Raw genomic sequence first — 17,736 nt, forward strand, 5'->3', positions numbered from 1 at the left:
ATCACTACAAATTGTACTACCAGGTTCAATTACATCTTGAATGAATTGATGGATATGTTCTTTAGTTGCACTTTCCACTTGCCTTAAACGTATCCGACCAAATCCAGAGGGTGATAGCAGCTCAACAGCGACCAAAACTACAGCCTTACGCTTACCCTGTTGATTTTTAATAGATGATTGGGGAACGACGCCACCTATTAGTGTTTCGTCAACCTCTACGATGCCGGATAACTTATCCCTTTCAGGATCAACCATGGCATGTCTTAACTTGTGCATTAATGACCAAGCGGTTTGATAACTCCCAAGACCTAATAGCCTTTGAACTCCAAGAGCGCTGACACCATTTTTTTGATTTGTAATAAACCAGACCGCAGCAAACCAACTTTTCATGGGGGTTCTTGTTTTGTCAAAAAGTGTACTTGATGTTACTGAACACTGAGAACGACAAGCATGACATTTTAACTTGCCATTACTTAACTGATAAGGTGATTGATGGCTTGAACAGCTTGGACAAATGAATCCGTTTGGCCAACGAAGTGCGTAAAGGTAGTTGATGCAAGATTGTTCATCATGAAACCAATCTACAAACTCGTCCCAACTTGTAGGGTAATCAACGCCAGCTTTTAATAAATACGATGAAGTTTTCATTACTACATATTGACACTGGTGGCGCTAAATGGATAGCCCTTTTATTTATACAGTATTATTGTTTATACAATACAGTGATGCGATGACTTGGTGCAGATATGAAAGTGATCCCGATATACATAGCTGGCGGCATTAGCGGTTTTGAGTCGCCCGCGGCAGAGTATCAACAGCGGCCATTAAGCCTAGATGAGCTACTGATTACGCACCCAAGTGCAACGTTTATTGGTAAAGTTCAGGGTGATTCGATGATAGGCATTGGTATTTTTGATGGTGACTTAGTCATTGTTGACCGCAGTTGCTCTATTAAAAATGGCCAAGTGATTGTCGCCAATCTTAATGGCGAATTCGTGTGTAAAATGATCGACCTTAAGCGGCGATTATTGCTCTCCTCAAACGATGCTTACCCCGATGTTGTGATTAATCAATATGATGATTTTAGTATCGAAGGCTGTGTAGTTTATTCAATACGATGCCATGATGAGGCAATTAACTTATGTTCGCACTAGTCGATGCAACCTCGTACTATTGCAGTGCAGAGCAGGTATTTAGACCTGAATGGCGTCATCGTCCGGTGATTGTATTATCCAATAATGATGGTTGTGTGGTGGCAGCAAATCGTCTCGCAATTGAATTAGGGGTGCCCAAATTTAAGCCTTACTTTCAAATTGCCAATCTTTGCCGCCAGCACCAAGTGGTTGTGCTATCAAGCAACTATGAGTTGTACGCAGACCTATCCGCCAAGATGATGCAAGTGATTGGCCGTTTTGCCCCAGAGCAACATATTTATAGTATTGATGAGTCCTTTCTATCTTTTAAACATTGCCAGCAAGCTATTCCCTGCTTAGCCACTCATGCAAGACGCATTCGACAAACCGTTTGGAAATATACCCGGCTGCCTGTTTGTGTGGGTATAGGGCCAACATTAACGCTCGCAAAAGTGGCCAACAAAGCGGCTAAATTATCCGCATCATCAGGTGGGGCTTGTGTTATTGATAATGACGTCGTACGCCAAGCAACATTAGCCTCGCTGTCGGTAAGCGATGTATGGGGAATTGGCCGTAAAACAGCCGCAAAGTTAACTTTAATGAATATTCACACCGCCTGGGAACTCGCAAACACCTCACCCACTATGATGCGCAAACAATTTAGCATTGAAATAGAGCGCACCATTCGTGAACTCAATGGTGTAGCGTGTAAACAATGGGATGACGCCAAAGTCGATAAACAACAAATATTTTCAACCCGCAGCGTCGGCGAGCGAATTACCGATATCGACAGCTTGCACCAGGCGCTATGCATGCATATCTCTATCGCCGCAGCCAAAGCCAGAAAACAACATTCTTTATGCAAGGTAATGATGTTATTCGCTCATAACTCTCCTCACGATAGTTACCCGCAAAGTTTTAAAGTGAATGTTAACTTTACCTGTGCCACGCACTGTAGCGCCGAAATGACCCATGCCGCATCAAAGGTAATCCAACAGCTGTATCGCCCAGGTGTGCATTATTATAAAGTGGGCGTCGGCTTACTTGATTTAGTCAGTAGCCAGCATCAACAATTCGATTTATTTAATGTTAGCAAAGCGAAACCACAATTGATGCAGGTGCTCGATAACATCAATCACCGTTATGGCAACGACACCTTATTTTTAGGTGCACAAGGAGCACAACAAAAATGGGCAATGCACAGAGATTTTTTAACTCCGCAGTACACCACTGATTGGCGTCATATTCCGATTATTCACTGTTAGTTAATTTATTTATTAAATAGCAGGCATAAAAAAGCGCTACCCGAAGATAACGCTATTTTGATTTAAGTAAAAATTACTTCTTGGCTTTTTTCTTGGTCGTTTCACTCACCCATTTGCCGTTAACAAACTTAGAAGACCAACCCGTCGCTTTGCCGTCAACTTCAGTCGCAACGTATTGTTCTTTGGTTTTACGGCTAAATTTAACAGCAGCTTTGTTGCCGTCATCATCTTCAACAGGTGCATCTGCAAGGTAAGCGTACTTAGGCCATAACAGTTCGCGATATCTAACCAGCTCTTCCACTAAAGGCGCACGTGTTTCACGTGATTTAGGGAAGGTACTTGCCGCTAAAAATATACCTGCTGCACCATCTCGTAATACAAAATGGGCATCTGACTTAGTACATTTTAATTCTGGCAGGTAAATAGGATCTTCTTTTGGAGGTGCAGCTTCACCGTTTTTAAGCAGTTTACGCGTGTTTTTACACTCGCTATTCGTGCAACCAAAATATTTACCAAAACGGCCATTTTTAAGTTCCATATCATTGCCGCAACGATCGCACTCAATGATAGGGCCTTCATAACCTTTAATTTTGAACTGGCCAGCTTCGACTTCATAACCGTCACATGATGGGTTATTACCACACACATGCAGCTTACGAGACTCATCAATGAGGTAACTGTCCATTGCAGTACCACACTTGCCACAACGGTGTTTAGCGCGTAATGCTTCAGTTTCACCATCTTCATTATCGCTAACCGCTTCTTCACCAGGGGTTAAGTTAAGCGTGGTTTTACAACGCTCTTTTGGTGGTAATGCATAACCAGAACAACCTAAGAATACCCCTGTCGAGCCGGTACGGATCCCCATTGGACGTCCACAGGTAGGACACTTAATGTCTTCAGTTAACACCATCTCATTCGGGCGCATACCGCCCTCACTTGGGTCTAACTCAGCCAACAACAGTTGTTTGGTAAAGTCACCGTAAAAACCGTCGAGTACTTTTTTCCAATCCAACTTACCTTGAGCAACATCATCTAATGTTTGCTCCATGCTGGCGGTAAAATCGTAACTCATTAAATCTTTAAAGCTGTCAACTAAACGTTCGCTAACAATCTCACCCATTTTCTCGGCGAAGAAACGGCGGTTATCCACTTTGACATAACCACGATCTTGAATGGTCGAAATAATCGTTGCATAAGTCGATGGACGACCAATGCCTCGTTTTTCAAGTTCTTTAACCAACGATGCTTCGCTGTAACGCGCTGGAGGCTTGGTAAAATGCTGTTTTGGAAGTATTTGTTCAAGAGTTAGCTTGTCACCCTTTTCAACTACCGGCAAGGTGCTGTCTTCCTCGTTTTTCTTACCCATTGGTGGTTGCACGCGAGTCCAACCATCAAAACGCAGCGTACGGCCACTGGCTTTTAATTCATAATCACCGGCAGTCACGGTTAAACGAGTTGCGTCATATTGGGCCGGTGTCATTTGACAAGCAACAAACTGGCGCCAAATAAGCTCATATAGACGCTGAGCGTCACGTTCCATATCAGTCAGTGATGCAGACTGCACTACAACGTTTGACGGTCTAATCGCTTCGTGAGCCTCTTGTGCGCCTTCTTTGCTACCATAGCGAATAGGATCGGCAGGCAAATACTTAGCACCAAACTCAGAACCAATCATTTCACGCACATTTTCAACGGCTTCTTGGCTTAAGTTTGTTGAGTCAGTACGCATATAAGTAATATGCCCTGCTTCATACAAACGCTGCGCCATCATCATAGTTTTCTTAACACCAAAACTGAGACGAGTGCTTGCCGCTTGTTGCAGTGTAGAGGTAATAAAGGGTGCAGAAGGTTTGCTTGACGTTGCTTTATCGTCACGCGCTGAAACGACAAAGGTTTCATTACGTAGCGCATCGACTGCAACTTGAGCTTGTGCTTCATTAATCGGTTCAAATGCAGCGGATTGATATTTCATCACCTGCATTTTTAAATTTTGTGCTTTAGTCGTATTTAAATCGGCATGGATATCCCAAAATTCTTCAGGAACAAATGCTTTAATTTCACTTTCACGTTCAACCACTAAGCGAACAGCAACCGATTGCACACGACCAGCAGATAGCCCTCGAGCCACCTTTTTCCATAATAATGGTGACACCATAAAGCCAACAACGCGGTCTAAAAAGCGGCGCGCTTGCTGAGCATTAACCATATTGGTATCAAGTACCGACGGTTTGCTAAAGGCATCTTGAATAGCTGTTTTGGTAATTTCGTTAAATACCACACGTTGATACCGCGAAGCGTCGCCACCAATGATTTCCTGTAAATGCCAGGCAATGGCTTCCCCTTCACGGTCCAAATCCGTCGCGAGATAGATTTGGTCAGCTGACTCAGCTAAAGTTTTGAGTTCTTTAACGACTTTCTCTTTGCCAGGTAAAATTTGATACTTGGCAGCCCAGCCTTTATCTGGGTTGACGCCCATACGCGCCACAAGTGCTTTTTTGTCTCTGATTAGCTTGTATTTAGCTTTTTCTTCAGGTGACATTTTTCTGACTTCAGCAGCGGTTTTAGTCGCGGTTGTGCCGTCAGAAGTAGACGAAGTGGGTAAGTCACGGATGTGACCTACACTCGACTTCACGATGAAATCTTTACCAAGATATTTATTAATTGTCTTGGCTTTGGCCGGCGATTCGACAATAACTAGCGATTTACCCATAGTTTTATTTGCGCCAAAAAGTCTCAAAATATAGAAAATTGGTTCCATATATAGAGGGTTGAGACAATAGTTTCAAGTTAATCCCTCTTTTATATAGGTTATTAAGTCATTTTTTAAACAATAGTAAAAAATAGAAAAAATAATATGCGTTTTTTAAACGTAATTTTTCACTTAATGATACTTGCGAGCATCATCAGTGCATTTTTAGTCATTTGTACGTGCTTGTGCAAAATTAACACGCCTTGTTAACCCTTATAGCTTCAGTATACTGACGTTAAATTAGCGTTAACTGACATGACTAATCACGTTTCCTTTTTTATAAGTAACACAAAAAAGTGTAACTACAATAATAATTATTCACAAAAATTCTCAAGGATCACGAATGAAGCATTTTGAAGCAAACTTTGATGGGTTGGTTGGACCAACTCATAACTATGCTGGACTATCGTTTGGTAATGTCGCCTCGTTGAATAATGCGGCGCTCACCTCAAACCCTAAAGCAGCAGCTAAACAAGGTTTGCAAAAAGCCAAGGCATTAGCAGACTTAGGTATGGTACAAGGCGTATTAGCCCCTCAGGAGCGTCCAGATCTATACACATTGCGTCGAATTGGTTTTTCAGGGTCAGATGCTGAAGTTTTACAAAAAGCGGCTCAACAAGCTCCTGCATTGCTTAACGCTTGTTGCAGTGCATCAAGTATGTGGACCGCAAACGCTGCCACAGTTTCACCGAGTGCCGACACTCGAGATGGAAAAGTGCACTTTACTCCTGCAAATCTTGTGGATAAATTACACCGAAGTATTGAACCCATTACCACAGGCAATATTCTGCAAGCTACATTTAATAACGATCGTCACTTTAAACATCATCAACATCTCCCAGAGCACACAAGCTTTGGTGACGAAGGCGCTGCGAACCATACGCGTTTGTGCAGCGAATATGGACACGCTGGGGTTGAGTTATTTGTTTATGGCCAAGAAGCCACTAATCCAAGTGCTGTAAAACCGACAAAATACCCAGCACGCCAAACATTAGAAGCCTCGCAAGCGGTTGCGCGTTTGCATCAGCTTGAAGATGAAAGCTGCGTGTTTATGCAGCAAAACCCTGATGTTATCGATCAAGGTGTATTCCATAATGACGTGATTTCTGTAGGTAACCAAAATGTGCTGTTTTACCATGAACAAGCCTTTTTAAATACCGACGCAAAATTTGATGAAATTCGTCGAAAAATGAATGCAGATATGCATTTTGTTAAAGTGGCAACGAGCCAAGTATCTATCGATGATGCGGTACGTAGCTATCTGTTTAATACACAGATTATTACTTTACCCTCTGGCGAAATGGCGATAATTGCGCCCACTAATTGTCAAGAAAACCCTGCAGTATTTGCTTACTTAAATGAACTCATCACGTTAGGTACACCGATTAAGCAAGTGCGCTACTACGATGTAAAGCAAAGTATGCAAAATGGTGGTGGACCAGCTTGTTTACGTTTACGCGTCGCAATGAACGAGCAAGAAGTGGAAGCGGTGAATCAAAACACCTTAATGAATAACACCCTATTTACCCGCTTAAATACCTGGGTAGATAAATATTACCGTGATCAACTCACGGTAAGCGACTTGGCCGACCCACAATTAATTATCGAATCACGCACCGCATTAGATGAGTTGACACAAATTTTAAAGCTTGGCAGCGTATATCAGTTCCAATGATAATGTCGTAAAAACATCAACAAAAAAGCCAGTGATTTTATCACTGGCTTTTTTATTTACTCTGGTGAATCTGGTGTAAATCAAGAAAGGCGCTGATTAGAGTTATAGAGTCAATAATGCGCCTTTCTTTATCAAACACTTATCCATTAGAGGATCGTTACACCAATTGACACCACCTGAGTTGCAAGGCCATTAGGCGATTCAACTTCTACAAGGAATACACCCGAGTTAGGTTCATCTTCACCTTTAATCGTCGCTGTAAATTGACGGCCACCATTGTAACTCGAGCTTGGCCATGTGTACTCACTAGTACTCACTACTGAGCCCGCTGAAGTGGTAAATCTGACGATTGAACCGGCAGGCATTTGTTGATTGTGTAAATCAGAAATGGTAAATGTTGCTGTTGCAGAACCTTTACCCACAATAATCATGCTGCTTTCGCCCGAATGAGTCCCCGTACTATCAACAACAATGATGTCCGCTGGTGTAGTAGCATACGCTTGGCTACCTGACATCACTAAGGTTAAGCTACGACGGACAAACAATGACTTAGATTCATTGACACCATCAGCACAAGCGCTATGTACAGGATCAGAGCACAGCACACCGTTGTATTTACCGTCTTTGGCGTCAAACACACCGTTAGAATTGAAATCAATTAACTCTTCTAATGTGCCGCCAATCTGACCACCGGTTTGCTGAGGATTAAAGAAACCATCCTCGTTATAATCATTATACGCATCATTTAAATCAAACGATTGACCGGTCACATCTGTACCAGAGATAAACTCTGTTGCTTCAGAAGCATCAAAACGGCCATTACCATTTAAGTCAGGGAATGACTCTTCACCAATAGCCGTAGCTGTAATAGTTGCTCGACCACCGTATTTTTGACCGTAAATGTTACCATAAAGGTCCAATGTAGAGTCGTAACCTAATGTTGCATCAGGATTACGGGTCATTTGCCCTGCGGCATTCAGAATAGTCTGCCCTTCAGGTCTTGGTAATTGACTTGTCCAAGTAACAGAACAAGCACCATTAAGTGTTTGACAAGCATCTTCAATAGAACCACCTTCTGTGGTAAAAGACACTGTCGTTCCATCAGGGACTGGGTTATTAAATGCATCAGCCATACGTGCAGTAATCGTCACTTCAGTACCGTCGACATCCCAACCTTCAGGGTTTTGAATAACTGCAGCTAATGAAAAGCTGTCTTGATCAGGAATACCTGTTGATACAATAAGTTGACTTGATTGGCTCGAAATTGCTGGCACCGAATCATTATCAACAGTAGCAGTAACACGTAAAGATGTGGAGACAGTACCTGTATTTACCACTGTTTGGACTAAACCACTGCTATCTGTTGTCGCTTCGATAGGATCAATAGCCACACCACCCGCACTGGTATTTAACGAAAACAACACATTTTGGTTAGCAACCACGTTGTTGTTCTTATCTAATACTTTAAATTGAACAACCGATGATTCAGTACCACCGGTGCCCAAAATACTAATATTTTCAGGTGTGGCAGATACAAACACGATACTACCCACATCAGATTGCAATACATTAAGCGTACCTACTGCGGATAAACTAATGCCACCAGCACTGGCAGTAACATTAATTTGGTCTTCACCCACACAGCCTTCAGCACGGTAAGTCGTCGTTGCGACACCATTACTTGAAGAAACAGGAGAGCTGATTACTGCTTGAGCCGGTTTTTTATTTGCACAGGTTGATGAAAAATTAACATCAACAGGCTCAGTGTAAGGATTTCCTTCATCATCTTGAATCAATACAGAAACCGTCGTTGTACCACCTGCAGATAAATCGGTTGCACTAATGGATGCCACGCCTTCTTCAAAAGGATCACCGCTGCCCATCACCACGTTTGTCGCACCAACGACAACAATGGTTGAGCCGGTTTCATTGGTTGATAAGGTTGCTGTGGCTTCACCAGCGCCAAGAGAGCTACCAGCATATATATCAACAGTCGCTTTACCAGACGAGTCTGTCACCGCTGTTGTCACTGGTAAATCGCCAATTGAACTCGCAAACGTTACAATCGAGGTCTTGCTTATACCTGATACAGTTGCCGTTAACTTACCGGGAGATAAAGTGCTGATAGAGTCAATACTGTTACCTGCGGCGTCAGTTAACACTAATGACACTTGAGCACCACCGTCAGCAGCACCGCCATCACCCGCCATGGTCACATATACTATTGCTGAATCGCCATCTGAGGTTGTTGCAGTGACTGTAGCACCAGTATTAATTTCAGCCGTATTTAACTGAATCGTTGCAACACCGTTAGAATTGGTCACCACTTCACCGGTATTGGGTGTGAATGTACCGTAAGAGTCTTCATTAAGAGCAAAGGTGACTAGAGTACTTACCGCATCACCATTTGAATCCATTACGGTCGCGGTAAGAGTTGCAGGCTCGGCAACGGAGATTTGAGTGTTGTCGATAGTTAAGGTTATTGTTGTCGTTATATCTGTACCATCTCCTGTGTCGTCATCTGTAATACTTCCCCCACCGCCACAAGCGAAGAGAAAAAACGAACATAAAAGTGCAAAACATACTTTATATGCTGACCTCATTGTCAGGCTCCCTGTTGCATTAAGTTTAAACTAAATGATTATTATAGTTACTTATAGATTAACAATACGCAAATATCTTGTAACTTTACCATAACTCTATTGTTTTCTGTGTCATTTATCAGATAAAACTTTCAGTTTTTGGCCATTTCCTAAAAGAGCGATTCCTGCTAGTCTTTAGCCCATTCAACAAAATTTAAAATAATATGATGAGAAGGACTACTCTGTGAGTAAACAACGCAAGCTCGGACTCACGAGCAAAATTTTAATTGGCATGGGATTAGGCATTGTTTTTGGTCTCATGTTAAGAAACATGCTCCCAGACAACCAGTTTATCCAAGAATACATCACAGATGGATTCCTACATGTCATCGGTACCATCTTTATTTCCAGCTTAAAAATGCTCGTCGTGCCCTTGGTATTTATCTCACTTGTCTGTGGTACAAGTTCTCTCAGTGACCCATCAAAACTGGGACGCCTCGGAGGAAAAACCATTTCTTTCTACCTTTTTACTACCGCGATTGCACTTACCGTCGCCATTTTAGCGGCAGTGATCATTCATCCAGGCAATGCAAGTCTTGCTGGCAATGCGCTTGAATATTCAGTAAAAGATGCACCTAGCCTGTCTGAAGTCCTTATTAATATCGTACCGACAAATCCGATGCAAGCGATGAGTGAAGGCAATATGCTGCAGATCATTCTATTTGCAGTTATTTTTGGTTTTGCAATCTCGCACATTGGTGAACGCGGTACCCGAGTCGCATCATTTTTTAATGATCTTAACGAAGTGATCATGCGAGTAGTAACACTTATCATGCAGCTCGCACCTTATGGTGTGTTTGCGTTAATGGCAAAGTTGAGTTTAACCCTGGGCCTTGAAACCTTTGGCAGTGTGGTTAAATACTTCTTCCTAGTCGTTGCCGTGTTATTAATTCAAGGTTTGGTGGTATACCCAACACTATTAAAACTGTTTTCAGGCCTTAGTCCATTGATGTTTTTGCGTAAAATTCGCGACGTACAATTATTTGCCTTTAGTACTGCAAGCTCCAATGCGACCTTACCTGTGACCATTGAAACCTGTGAGCACAGAATGGGCGTAGATAATAAAATCGCATCATTTACATTGCCACTTGGCGCTACGCTTAACATGGATGGCACCGCCATTATGCAAGGTGTTGCGACGGTATTTATTGCCCAAGTGTTTGGCATTGAATTGAGCATTATGGATTATGCAACAGTAGTTGTGACCGCGACTCTGGCCTCAATAGGTACAGCGGGTGTACCTGGTGTCGGGTTAATTATGCTGGCAATGGTACTTAATCAAGTCGGTTTACCGGTTGAAGGCATTGCATTAATTATTGGTGTAGACAGAATGCTAGACATGATCCGCACCGCGGTAAACGTGACAGGCGACGCTGTAGGTACTGTGATTATTGCTAAATCTGAAGGTGAGTTTAACCAAGATACCTTTAATAACTCACAAGCGGGTAAAGCGGCTCAAAGCTTTGAAGAGCAAGTACTAAACAGCAAATAACTGACTTAATAAACTCAAATATAAAAAGCGCTAATATAGCGCTTTTTTGTTATATTTTTTATATATAACTGTGTCATTATCATTGGTTTACCCCATAAAATATAATCAATATCAGAGCAGAATCAATATGGACATCACTTTATTAGCCAGCCTAGCGGTTATTCATATCGTTGCCTTAATGAGCCCAGGGCCGGACTTTGCCATCGTCGTAAAAATGGCCACGCAACAGACACGCTTAACCGCCGTTTATTGCGCATTAGGGATCGCCGCCGCTATCTTGGTTCACACGTTATTGTCACTCTTGGGGATCAGCGTGATGATCCAACAATCACCTGTGGCTTATATTGTGGTTCAACTTGTTGGGAGTGGTTATTTGGCTTGGATGGGATTTGGTGCGCTAACATCAGCTTTCAAAGCACTTAAATTAAAACGTCAACCCGCTACTGTAATGACTTCACCTGTCGACAATGTGGCACAAATGTCGTCAGTTAAGGGGTTTAAAATTGGCTTGTATACCAATTTACTCAATCCCAAAGCATTAATCTTTTTTATTACGCTGTTTACGGTACTCATTACCCCACAAGTGAGTTTTACCACTAAAACTGCCGCGGCAATATTACTATTTAGTCTGTCTTTTATTTGGTTTGGCTTATTAGCATTAGTGTTATCTAAACCGCGGATTCAACAAAAACTACTCGCGGCCAATACCATTATTGATTTATTAGTGGGGATCATTTTTATTGCAGTCGCTGTCACTATCACCAGTAATATTGCCAGCAATATAATGGGTCAGTGGCTAGCTTGATAATCGCAGGGTTAACACGCTTGTAATTTGTCACGTGGCGCTTGAAGTAGCCTGCGGGCAATATAATCAACCAGCACATTTAATCCTGCCGTGAACATCAATAGCAATAACGCGCCACTAAAGCGGATTTCAGCAAAGTTACTGTCCACATAAAACCCTAATGTCATTACGCCTAACATACCTAAAATAGCAGTTTCGCGAATAATAACCTCAAAGCGGTAAAATAATAACCCCATAAAGTGGGGATAAATTGCAGGTAACACCACATAGCTATAGTGATCTAATCGCGCGCGATAAGTTAACGGCACAATAATGTCGTCAGACTGCCTAGCCATTAAAAAGACCATTAAGCCGCTATTGTGCAATGCTAGCGCAATGATTGCCGGTAGCATTGATGGGCCAAGTAACAACATAAACACAAACGCTAATAAGTATTCGGGCAATGAACGCAATATTAAATTCACCCCACGCATTAGTATGATGACCCATTTGGGCATCATCAATGTCGTATTGAGCGGTAACATTATTAAGGTTAAGACATGGGTTAAGCCCAACGCGCAGCAAGCTAAAACTAACGTAGCGATAATCCCCGGCCACACTTGGTTGCGCACTAACTCATAAGCCCATTCACAGACAGCAATAAACGTGTCTGCAGCAAACCAGGTAGTGAGCGTTTGCCCTTGGAGCATCGGCGGTAAAATATCTATCGAGATAAAGCGCCAAATCAATTGTGGTTGAAGCACGGGTAACTCAGGCAAAAAATACACGGCTAACGGTAAGTAAACCCATAACATCGCAGGCTTCGCCCAAAAACGAATAGTCCCTATCAAGGCGATAAACAAGATCAACAGCGCCCCGCCCTGCTGGTAATGGCCTTGACGAAACGCAGACTCTAAATAAAACCCTAGCGTCGGCATACCAATAAACCCTAATACCGCACTGCTTCGAAGCGCACACTCAAAACGATAACGAATATATGCCACAATTTGCGGATACATATGCATCCAGCGGCCATAAATCAGTGCAGATAACCTGTCCGTGCCTTTAGGCAGAGCAAACATGGTTTGCGGGGGGGCTTGTTGTAAAATATCGGCAAATACACGAGCAAACGTGGCGGCATATGGCAGGCCAATGGCTAAAATACCGGTAAGCGGTGATAACCCAAAAACTTGTAAAAAAATCAGCGCCCAAAAAATTTCATGAATAGCCCGAATAAAGGCGCACATAGCCGCAATCAAAGGGTGTTGATAGACTAGCGCTAATGGAAATCCGAGCAATAGCCCCAGGCAAATCCCTAATAACGCAAAGCTGATGGTTTGCCACACGGCCTCTAATAAATATTCGGTGGCGCCAAAATCAGGTGTGATAAACCCCGTAAACATCCGCCCAAGTTCAGCCCAAGGCTCTAATGCAATCACTTCTGTGTCGGCAAAAAACCAACACACAAGCACCAGTAAAAATAACCCTAGGGTTATTTTTTGCCAATGGCCAATAAAAGGGAAAAAACGTGTCGAAGCGGTATTTGTCATCTTGTTAGGGTTAATCTGCATGATGAGGCGATTCATCGGCCACAACATAATGCTGAGACAAATGCGCCAGTGTGAGTTGCTTAGCGTTAGCATCTAGCGCCACTTTGCCTGCACTAATCACAATAATGCGATCAAAATGCGCCAACGCCAGCTCAGCATCGTGCAAAACACAAATAACACTTTGATGTGATTGTTTAACTAAATTGAGTAACCTAACACCCATAAGCGGATCTAACGCCGAAAAAGGCTCATCCCCCATAAACACCGGTTGCTGCTGAAACAACGCACGAGCAAGTGCAACACGTTGGCGTTGACCGCCAGAGAGCTCGCTGACTTTTTTTTGCAGTGGCATATTCAATTCAAGCTGTTGGCAAATAGCGCTAATGTGTTGCTGTGGTTGTGTAAATGGTAGCAACAAATTAACCATATTATACCAACGAGAATGACGTGCTAATCCACCGATAAACACATTATGAAAAATAGACAAATTGTCGACTAAACCTTGTGCCTGTGAACACAAACACGTTTGCTCAGCCAGTTGTTGATACAGATGATGTAACAAGGTCGTTTTACCGACACCCGACGGCCCTAAAATCGCAACATGCTCATTGGCATTAAGTGCCAAGCTGATGTTAGGCAAAATAATTTTTTGCCCATAGCCTAAATCGGTATCAACTACGGTCAGCATTAATCTAACATTCCAATCGCTTTCGCCACACGTTCAATAGGCTCATAATCACTGTTATTTGCTGGTACAAACGATTCGCGTGGAAAGCTGTCTAATAAATCTTTATCTTTCATACCGATTAAGGTTTTGGTTAACTTGTCTTTAAAGCCTGCACCATAAACAGTGTCTACACCAGAATGCACTGTCCATTGGTAATCTGGATAAGTCGGACTTTGCCAAATCACGCTGACTTTTGACGTGTCAACTTCGCCTTTTTCAACTGCGGTGTCCCACACTTTGTAATTTACCGCACCCACTTGATATACACCGGCTTCAACCTGGCTAATAGTGCGGCTATGGTCACCCGAAAAACCAATGCGCTTAAAGATTTTATCGACAGATTGACCCACATTACTTTCAATAAAATACTGCGGCATTAAACGCCCAGATGTTGAGTCTTTTGAACCGAACGTAAAGGTATAATCATTTAATATCGGAAAACTATCGGTTGCAGCTAACTTCGTAGAATGATGCGCAATAATATAGCTTTTGAAAAATTGGTCTTCAAAACCCTGGGCAATGGCCTCTGAACCCGGCACTAAACGGCGGGCTTGAACACCAGATAAACCACCAAACCAGGCTAACTGAACTTGATTATTACGAAAGGCGGTGACTGCGGCAGAGTACGACTTTACTGGCACATACTTAACTTCAACGCCGAGTTGCTCAGACAAATACACAGCGACTTTATCAAAGCGAGTGCGTAACTGGCTTTCATCTTCATCTGGAATAGCAGTAAACGTAAATGTTTCACTCACCGCAACAGTTGAAAACAAGCTTAAAACGCCTGCCAATATCATTCCTGTAAATTTCATCTTAATCCTTTGATTATCTATTAATGGCATCATTCTAACTTCCTACGACAACTTAACCTAGGGCCGCAAGCATAATAGTGCAGGATATTTATTACGGTTAATATTCAACCAAACAAATAGATAAGGTACTATCGATGAAATATAATTCTGTTCATATCACCTTCGTTAAGGATAAAAATGCGTATATTGGTCATAGAAGACGATCCCATTTTATCGCATCATTTAACGGTGCAACTGAGCGATGCGGGTAATCAGGTACAAGTGGCCTTAACCGCCAAAGAAGGCTTTTATCAAGCAACGAATTATCCTATTGATGTGGCCATTATTGACCTAGGCCTGCCAGACCAAGACGGTATCAGCCTCATAAAATCACTGCGTTCGGCCGAGGTGAAAGCCCCCATCATCATTTTAACAGCACGCTTAACCTGGCAAGATAAAGTTGAAGGACTCAACGCTGGCGCCGACGACTACCTAGTCAAACCCTTTCAAAAAGAAGAACTCATCGCGAGGCTAGATGCCATCGTTCGTCGCAGTGGCGGTTTTGTTCGATCATTAATAACCAGCGGACCATTACAAGTCGATTTAGCCGCAAAACAAGTCAGCCTGCAACAAACACCCTTAGAGATAACCGCATTTGAATATCAAATTTTAGAATACCTTATGCGCCACTGCCACGAGGTCGTCGCCAAGCAACGTCTGCTTGATGTGATTTATGCCGACAAAGAAGGCGATCCTAACACAATCGAAGTTATGATAAGTCGCCTACGTAAAAAACTCAGTCAAGGCGGAATGGATCAACCCATCACCACCATTCGCGGCCAAGGATATAAATTCAATCACCCATGCGACTAACTTTACGCCCTAAAAAACGTTTACTCACAAGGATGTTTGTCACCTCCTTGTGCATCATTTCCCTGGTAGGTTTTGGCCTAGCATGGTTAATTAACTTGTTGCATGCACAAAACCGCTACAATCAAACCACCAGTTCGTTAATTGCTAAACTGCCGATCATTGCTGCAGAGTTTCGAGAAAATAATTTAATTCCCATCACCCAGGCTCGTGAAGGTGATGATGTGGACACGCAATACATCATGGCAACGTGCAATGATGATTACGACAGCCTCTGGCGCTCAGACTACGCAATAAGCCTTAACTTGAACAAAATATGTGAGCAATACCAATCGATTAAAGATGACTTACCGCCGTTTTATCTCAACTTTGGCAGCCAAAGCTATTTGGCTTATTTATTAAGTATTGACGTTGAAACCGACATATATCACTTGCTTATTTTACAAGACGCCAGCGCCCTTAAAACTGAACTGAACCAATTTAACCGGCTGACTTATTTTAGGTTGGCAATTGTACTGTTGATTGCATTGCTGTTGCTTATCAGTGCGGCTTACTGGGGCATGCGACCACTAACGCAATTACAACAAGAATTAACCTTATTACATCGAGGGCAAAAAAACAGTCTATCTCAAGATTATCCGGTTGAATTACAAGGCATAACTACAGCACTAAACCAATTACTCAGCCAATCAGATGCGCGGCAAACCCGTTATCAAAATGCAATGAACGACCTTGCCCACAGCCTTAAAACGCGACTCGCAGCAAGTATTGCAATTATTGATGACACCAAATTAAACCAACAACAACAAAACCAAAAAATCCTAGAGCAAATTAATGACATGGACCACTTAGTTAAATATCAGCTCAAACGGGCCATGTTAGGCCAACAAGGGTTGCACTTACAGCAAACTCAGCCTTTACCGATTGTAAAAACGTTGACTCAAATGCTCGAAAAAATTTATCAACACAAAAACATCAACATACTGACTAATATTACCGACGATATTGAATTACCGCTCAGTAAAGGCGATGTCATGGAATTATTTGGAAATCTACTCGAAAATGCATGCCGCTTTTGTATTAATCAGGTTAGCGTTAAAGTGCAACGACTTAATAACAACCAGATCCAAATTTGTGTAGAAGACGACGGACCAGGAATAGCTGACGACATCAAACAAAAAATCATTCAACGCGGCATACGCGCTGACACTCAATCACCAGGGCAAGGGATCGGGTTGGCAGTTTGCCACGAACTCATTAATAGTTACGGCGGCAACATGACAATAAACACTAGCGTACTCGGAGGGGCGGCATTTGTAATCGAGCTTCCGGCTGTCACCCAACACCAAAGCTAGCTCAGTGGCGCGTATAACTGCTCGGCACGATTAAACATGGCCCAAGACGTTGCAATATATTTATCGTTGCTAATGGGCACATTACCCCGATGACTGTGAGTAAAACCGGCAGGAGCAATCACCATAGTGCCTTTTTTAGGACTGATTTTACGCTGCTGGTAATAAAACTCTGTCTCTCCACCCTCTTCAACATCGTTTAAATAAAACATGTATAACACCACACGGTGCAAGGCTTCATTATGGCCATTTTGTGGGAACTGCTCAGAGTGCCAATGAGGATACCCACCGATACCTTGTTGGTAATGTTGAATATTGATTGTTCCACTACGATATAAATACTTGGTTAAGGTGCTTGCTCTGGGCTTACCTAACGCATCGAAGTTGTCGGGTGTTAATGTTTGAGCTTGCCCTTGCTCGTCGGTTACTTGCACCGACACCGCGCCCATTAATGCTAATGAATATTGGGTGAAGTAATCCGTCATCTGCGTAAACGTCGCAGCTAAAAGCTCATTTTTCAATTCTGCTAAATCGGTAAAAGCATCTAACATTAAATCACTGCTACGCTTTTTCTCGTTATCCACACCAAAACCAGTTTGGCCCGGGCCGACATTAGGGTGCGCATTAAATGCTGCAATTAAGCGGTCACACAAATCATCGCTAATCACATTGGGATATACTTCAATAAAATCCATAGAGG

General features: G+C 42.6%; 14 protein-coding genes. 7 read left to right on the plus strand and 7 right to left on the minus strand.

Going from position 1 to position 17,736, the window contains the following annotated elements:
* A partial coding sequence (locus tag IEY42_RS11940; RefSeq protein ID WP_188925447.1) for an IS1595 family transposase occupies positions 1 to 648 on the minus strand: 648 nt, incomplete at its 3' end.
* 98 nt (positions 649 to 746) lie between these two features.
* Here IEY42_RS11940 and IEY42_RS11945 point away from each other — a divergent pair.
* Together IEY42_RS11945 and IEY42_RS11950 are read left to right on the plus strand one after the other, a co-directional pair.
* Entirely contained in the window at positions 747 to 1,154 is a 408-nt protein-coding gene (locus tag IEY42_RS11945) for a LexA family protein (protein ID WP_188925448.1), read from the plus strand.
* Positions 1,142 to 2,398 carry a Y-family DNA polymerase gene (locus tag IEY42_RS11950; RefSeq protein ID WP_188925449.1) on the plus strand — a complete coding sequence of 419 codons (1,257 nt, stop codon included), beginning with the start codon at positions 1,142 to 1,144 and terminating at the stop codon, positions 2,396 to 2,398. The genes IEY42_RS11945 and IEY42_RS11950 overlap by 13 nt, the downstream gene beginning before the upstream one ends.
* Before the next feature lie 73 nt (positions 2,399 to 2,471).
* Here IEY42_RS11950 and topA read toward each other — a convergent pair whose 3' ends face one another.
* On the minus strand, positions 2,472 to 5,111 hold the full coding sequence (topA, locus tag IEY42_RS11955) for a type I DNA topoisomerase (protein ID WP_188925450.1): 2,640 nt from the start codon (positions 5,109 to 5,111) through the stop codon (positions 2,472 to 2,474).
* A gap of 382 nt (positions 5,112 to 5,493) precedes the next feature.
* On the opposite strand from topA, the gene astB reads away from it, so the two are divergent.
* Entirely contained in the window at positions 5,494 to 6,825 is a 1,332-nt protein-coding gene (gene astB, locus IEY42_RS11960; RefSeq protein WP_188925451.1) for an N-succinylarginine dihydrolase, read from the plus strand.
* A 146-nt stretch (positions 6,826 to 6,971) separates the two neighbouring features.
* On the opposite strand, the gene IEY42_RS11965 is transcribed toward astB, so the two are convergent.
* Positions 6,972 to 9,428, minus strand: coding sequence for an Ig-like domain-containing protein (locus tag IEY42_RS11965; RefSeq protein ID WP_188925452.1), 2,457 nt, complete (start codon positions 9,426 to 9,428; stop codon positions 6,972 to 6,974).
* Between the two features lie 223 nt (positions 9,429 to 9,651).
* On the opposite strand from IEY42_RS11965, the gene IEY42_RS11970 reads away from it, so the two are divergent.
* A complete protein-coding gene (locus tag IEY42_RS11970; RefSeq protein ID WP_188925453.1) occupies positions 9,652 to 10,959 on the plus strand; it encodes a dicarboxylate/amino acid:cation symporter in 1,308 nt (435 codons plus the stop codon).
* Between the two features lie 127 nt (positions 10,960 to 11,086).
* Entirely contained in the window at positions 11,087 to 11,764 is a 678-nt protein-coding gene (locus IEY42_RS11975; RefSeq protein ID WP_188925454.1) for a LysE family translocator, read from the plus strand.
* A gap of 11 nt (positions 11,765 to 11,775) precedes the next feature.
* Here the strand turns inward: IEY42_RS11975 and IEY42_RS11980 are convergent, their stop codons facing one another.
* The 3 genes from IEY42_RS11980 to IEY42_RS11990 are packed head-to-tail and all read right to left on the minus strand — an operon-like array spanning position 11,776 to position 14,820.
* The gene (locus IEY42_RS11980; RefSeq protein ID WP_188925491.1) at positions 11,776 to 13,293 is read right to left on the minus strand and encodes a PhnE/PtxC family ABC transporter permease; all 1,518 of its coding nucleotides are present in this window, start codon (positions 13,291 to 13,293) and stop codon (positions 11,776 to 11,778) included.
* A gap of 10 nt (positions 13,294 to 13,303) precedes the next feature.
* On the minus strand, positions 13,304 to 13,981 hold the full coding sequence (locus IEY42_RS11985; RefSeq protein WP_188925455.1) for an ATP-binding cassette domain-containing protein: 678 nt from the start codon (positions 13,979 to 13,981) through the stop codon (positions 13,304 to 13,306).
* Positions 13,981 to 14,820, minus strand: a complete 840-nt coding sequence (locus tag IEY42_RS11990) for a putative selenate ABC transporter substrate-binding protein (protein ID WP_425597003.1) — start codon at positions 14,818 to 14,820, stop codon at positions 13,981 to 13,983. The genes IEY42_RS11985 and IEY42_RS11990 overlap by 1 nt, the downstream gene beginning before the upstream one ends.
* Before the next feature lie 192 nt (positions 14,821 to 15,012).
* On the opposite strand from IEY42_RS11990, the gene IEY42_RS11995 reads away from it, so the two are divergent.
* Both IEY42_RS11995 and IEY42_RS12000 read left to right on the plus strand, forming a co-directional pair.
* Positions 15,013 to 15,687, plus strand: a complete 675-nt coding sequence (locus IEY42_RS11995) for a response regulator (RefSeq protein WP_188925457.1) — start codon at positions 15,013 to 15,015, stop codon at positions 15,685 to 15,687.
* Entirely contained in the window at positions 15,678 to 17,039 is a 1,362-nt protein-coding gene (locus IEY42_RS12000; RefSeq protein ID WP_188925458.1) for an ATP-binding protein, read from the plus strand. The genes IEY42_RS11995 and IEY42_RS12000 overlap by 10 nt, the downstream gene beginning before the upstream one ends.
* On the opposite strand, the gene IEY42_RS12005 is transcribed toward IEY42_RS12000, so the two are convergent.
* Complete coding sequence (locus tag IEY42_RS12005; protein WP_188925459.1) at positions 17,036 to 17,731, minus strand: 2OG-Fe(II) oxygenase; 696 nt, start codon at positions 17,729 to 17,731, stop codon at positions 17,036 to 17,038. The genes IEY42_RS12000 and IEY42_RS12005 overlap by 4 nt on opposite strands.
* Positions 17,732 to 17,736 lie beyond the last annotated feature (5 nt).

The sequence above is a fragment of the Shewanella algicola genome (assembly GCF_014648035.1).
Taxonomy (GTDB): domain Bacteria; phylum Pseudomonadota; class Gammaproteobacteria; order Enterobacterales; family Shewanellaceae; genus Shewanella; species Shewanella algicola.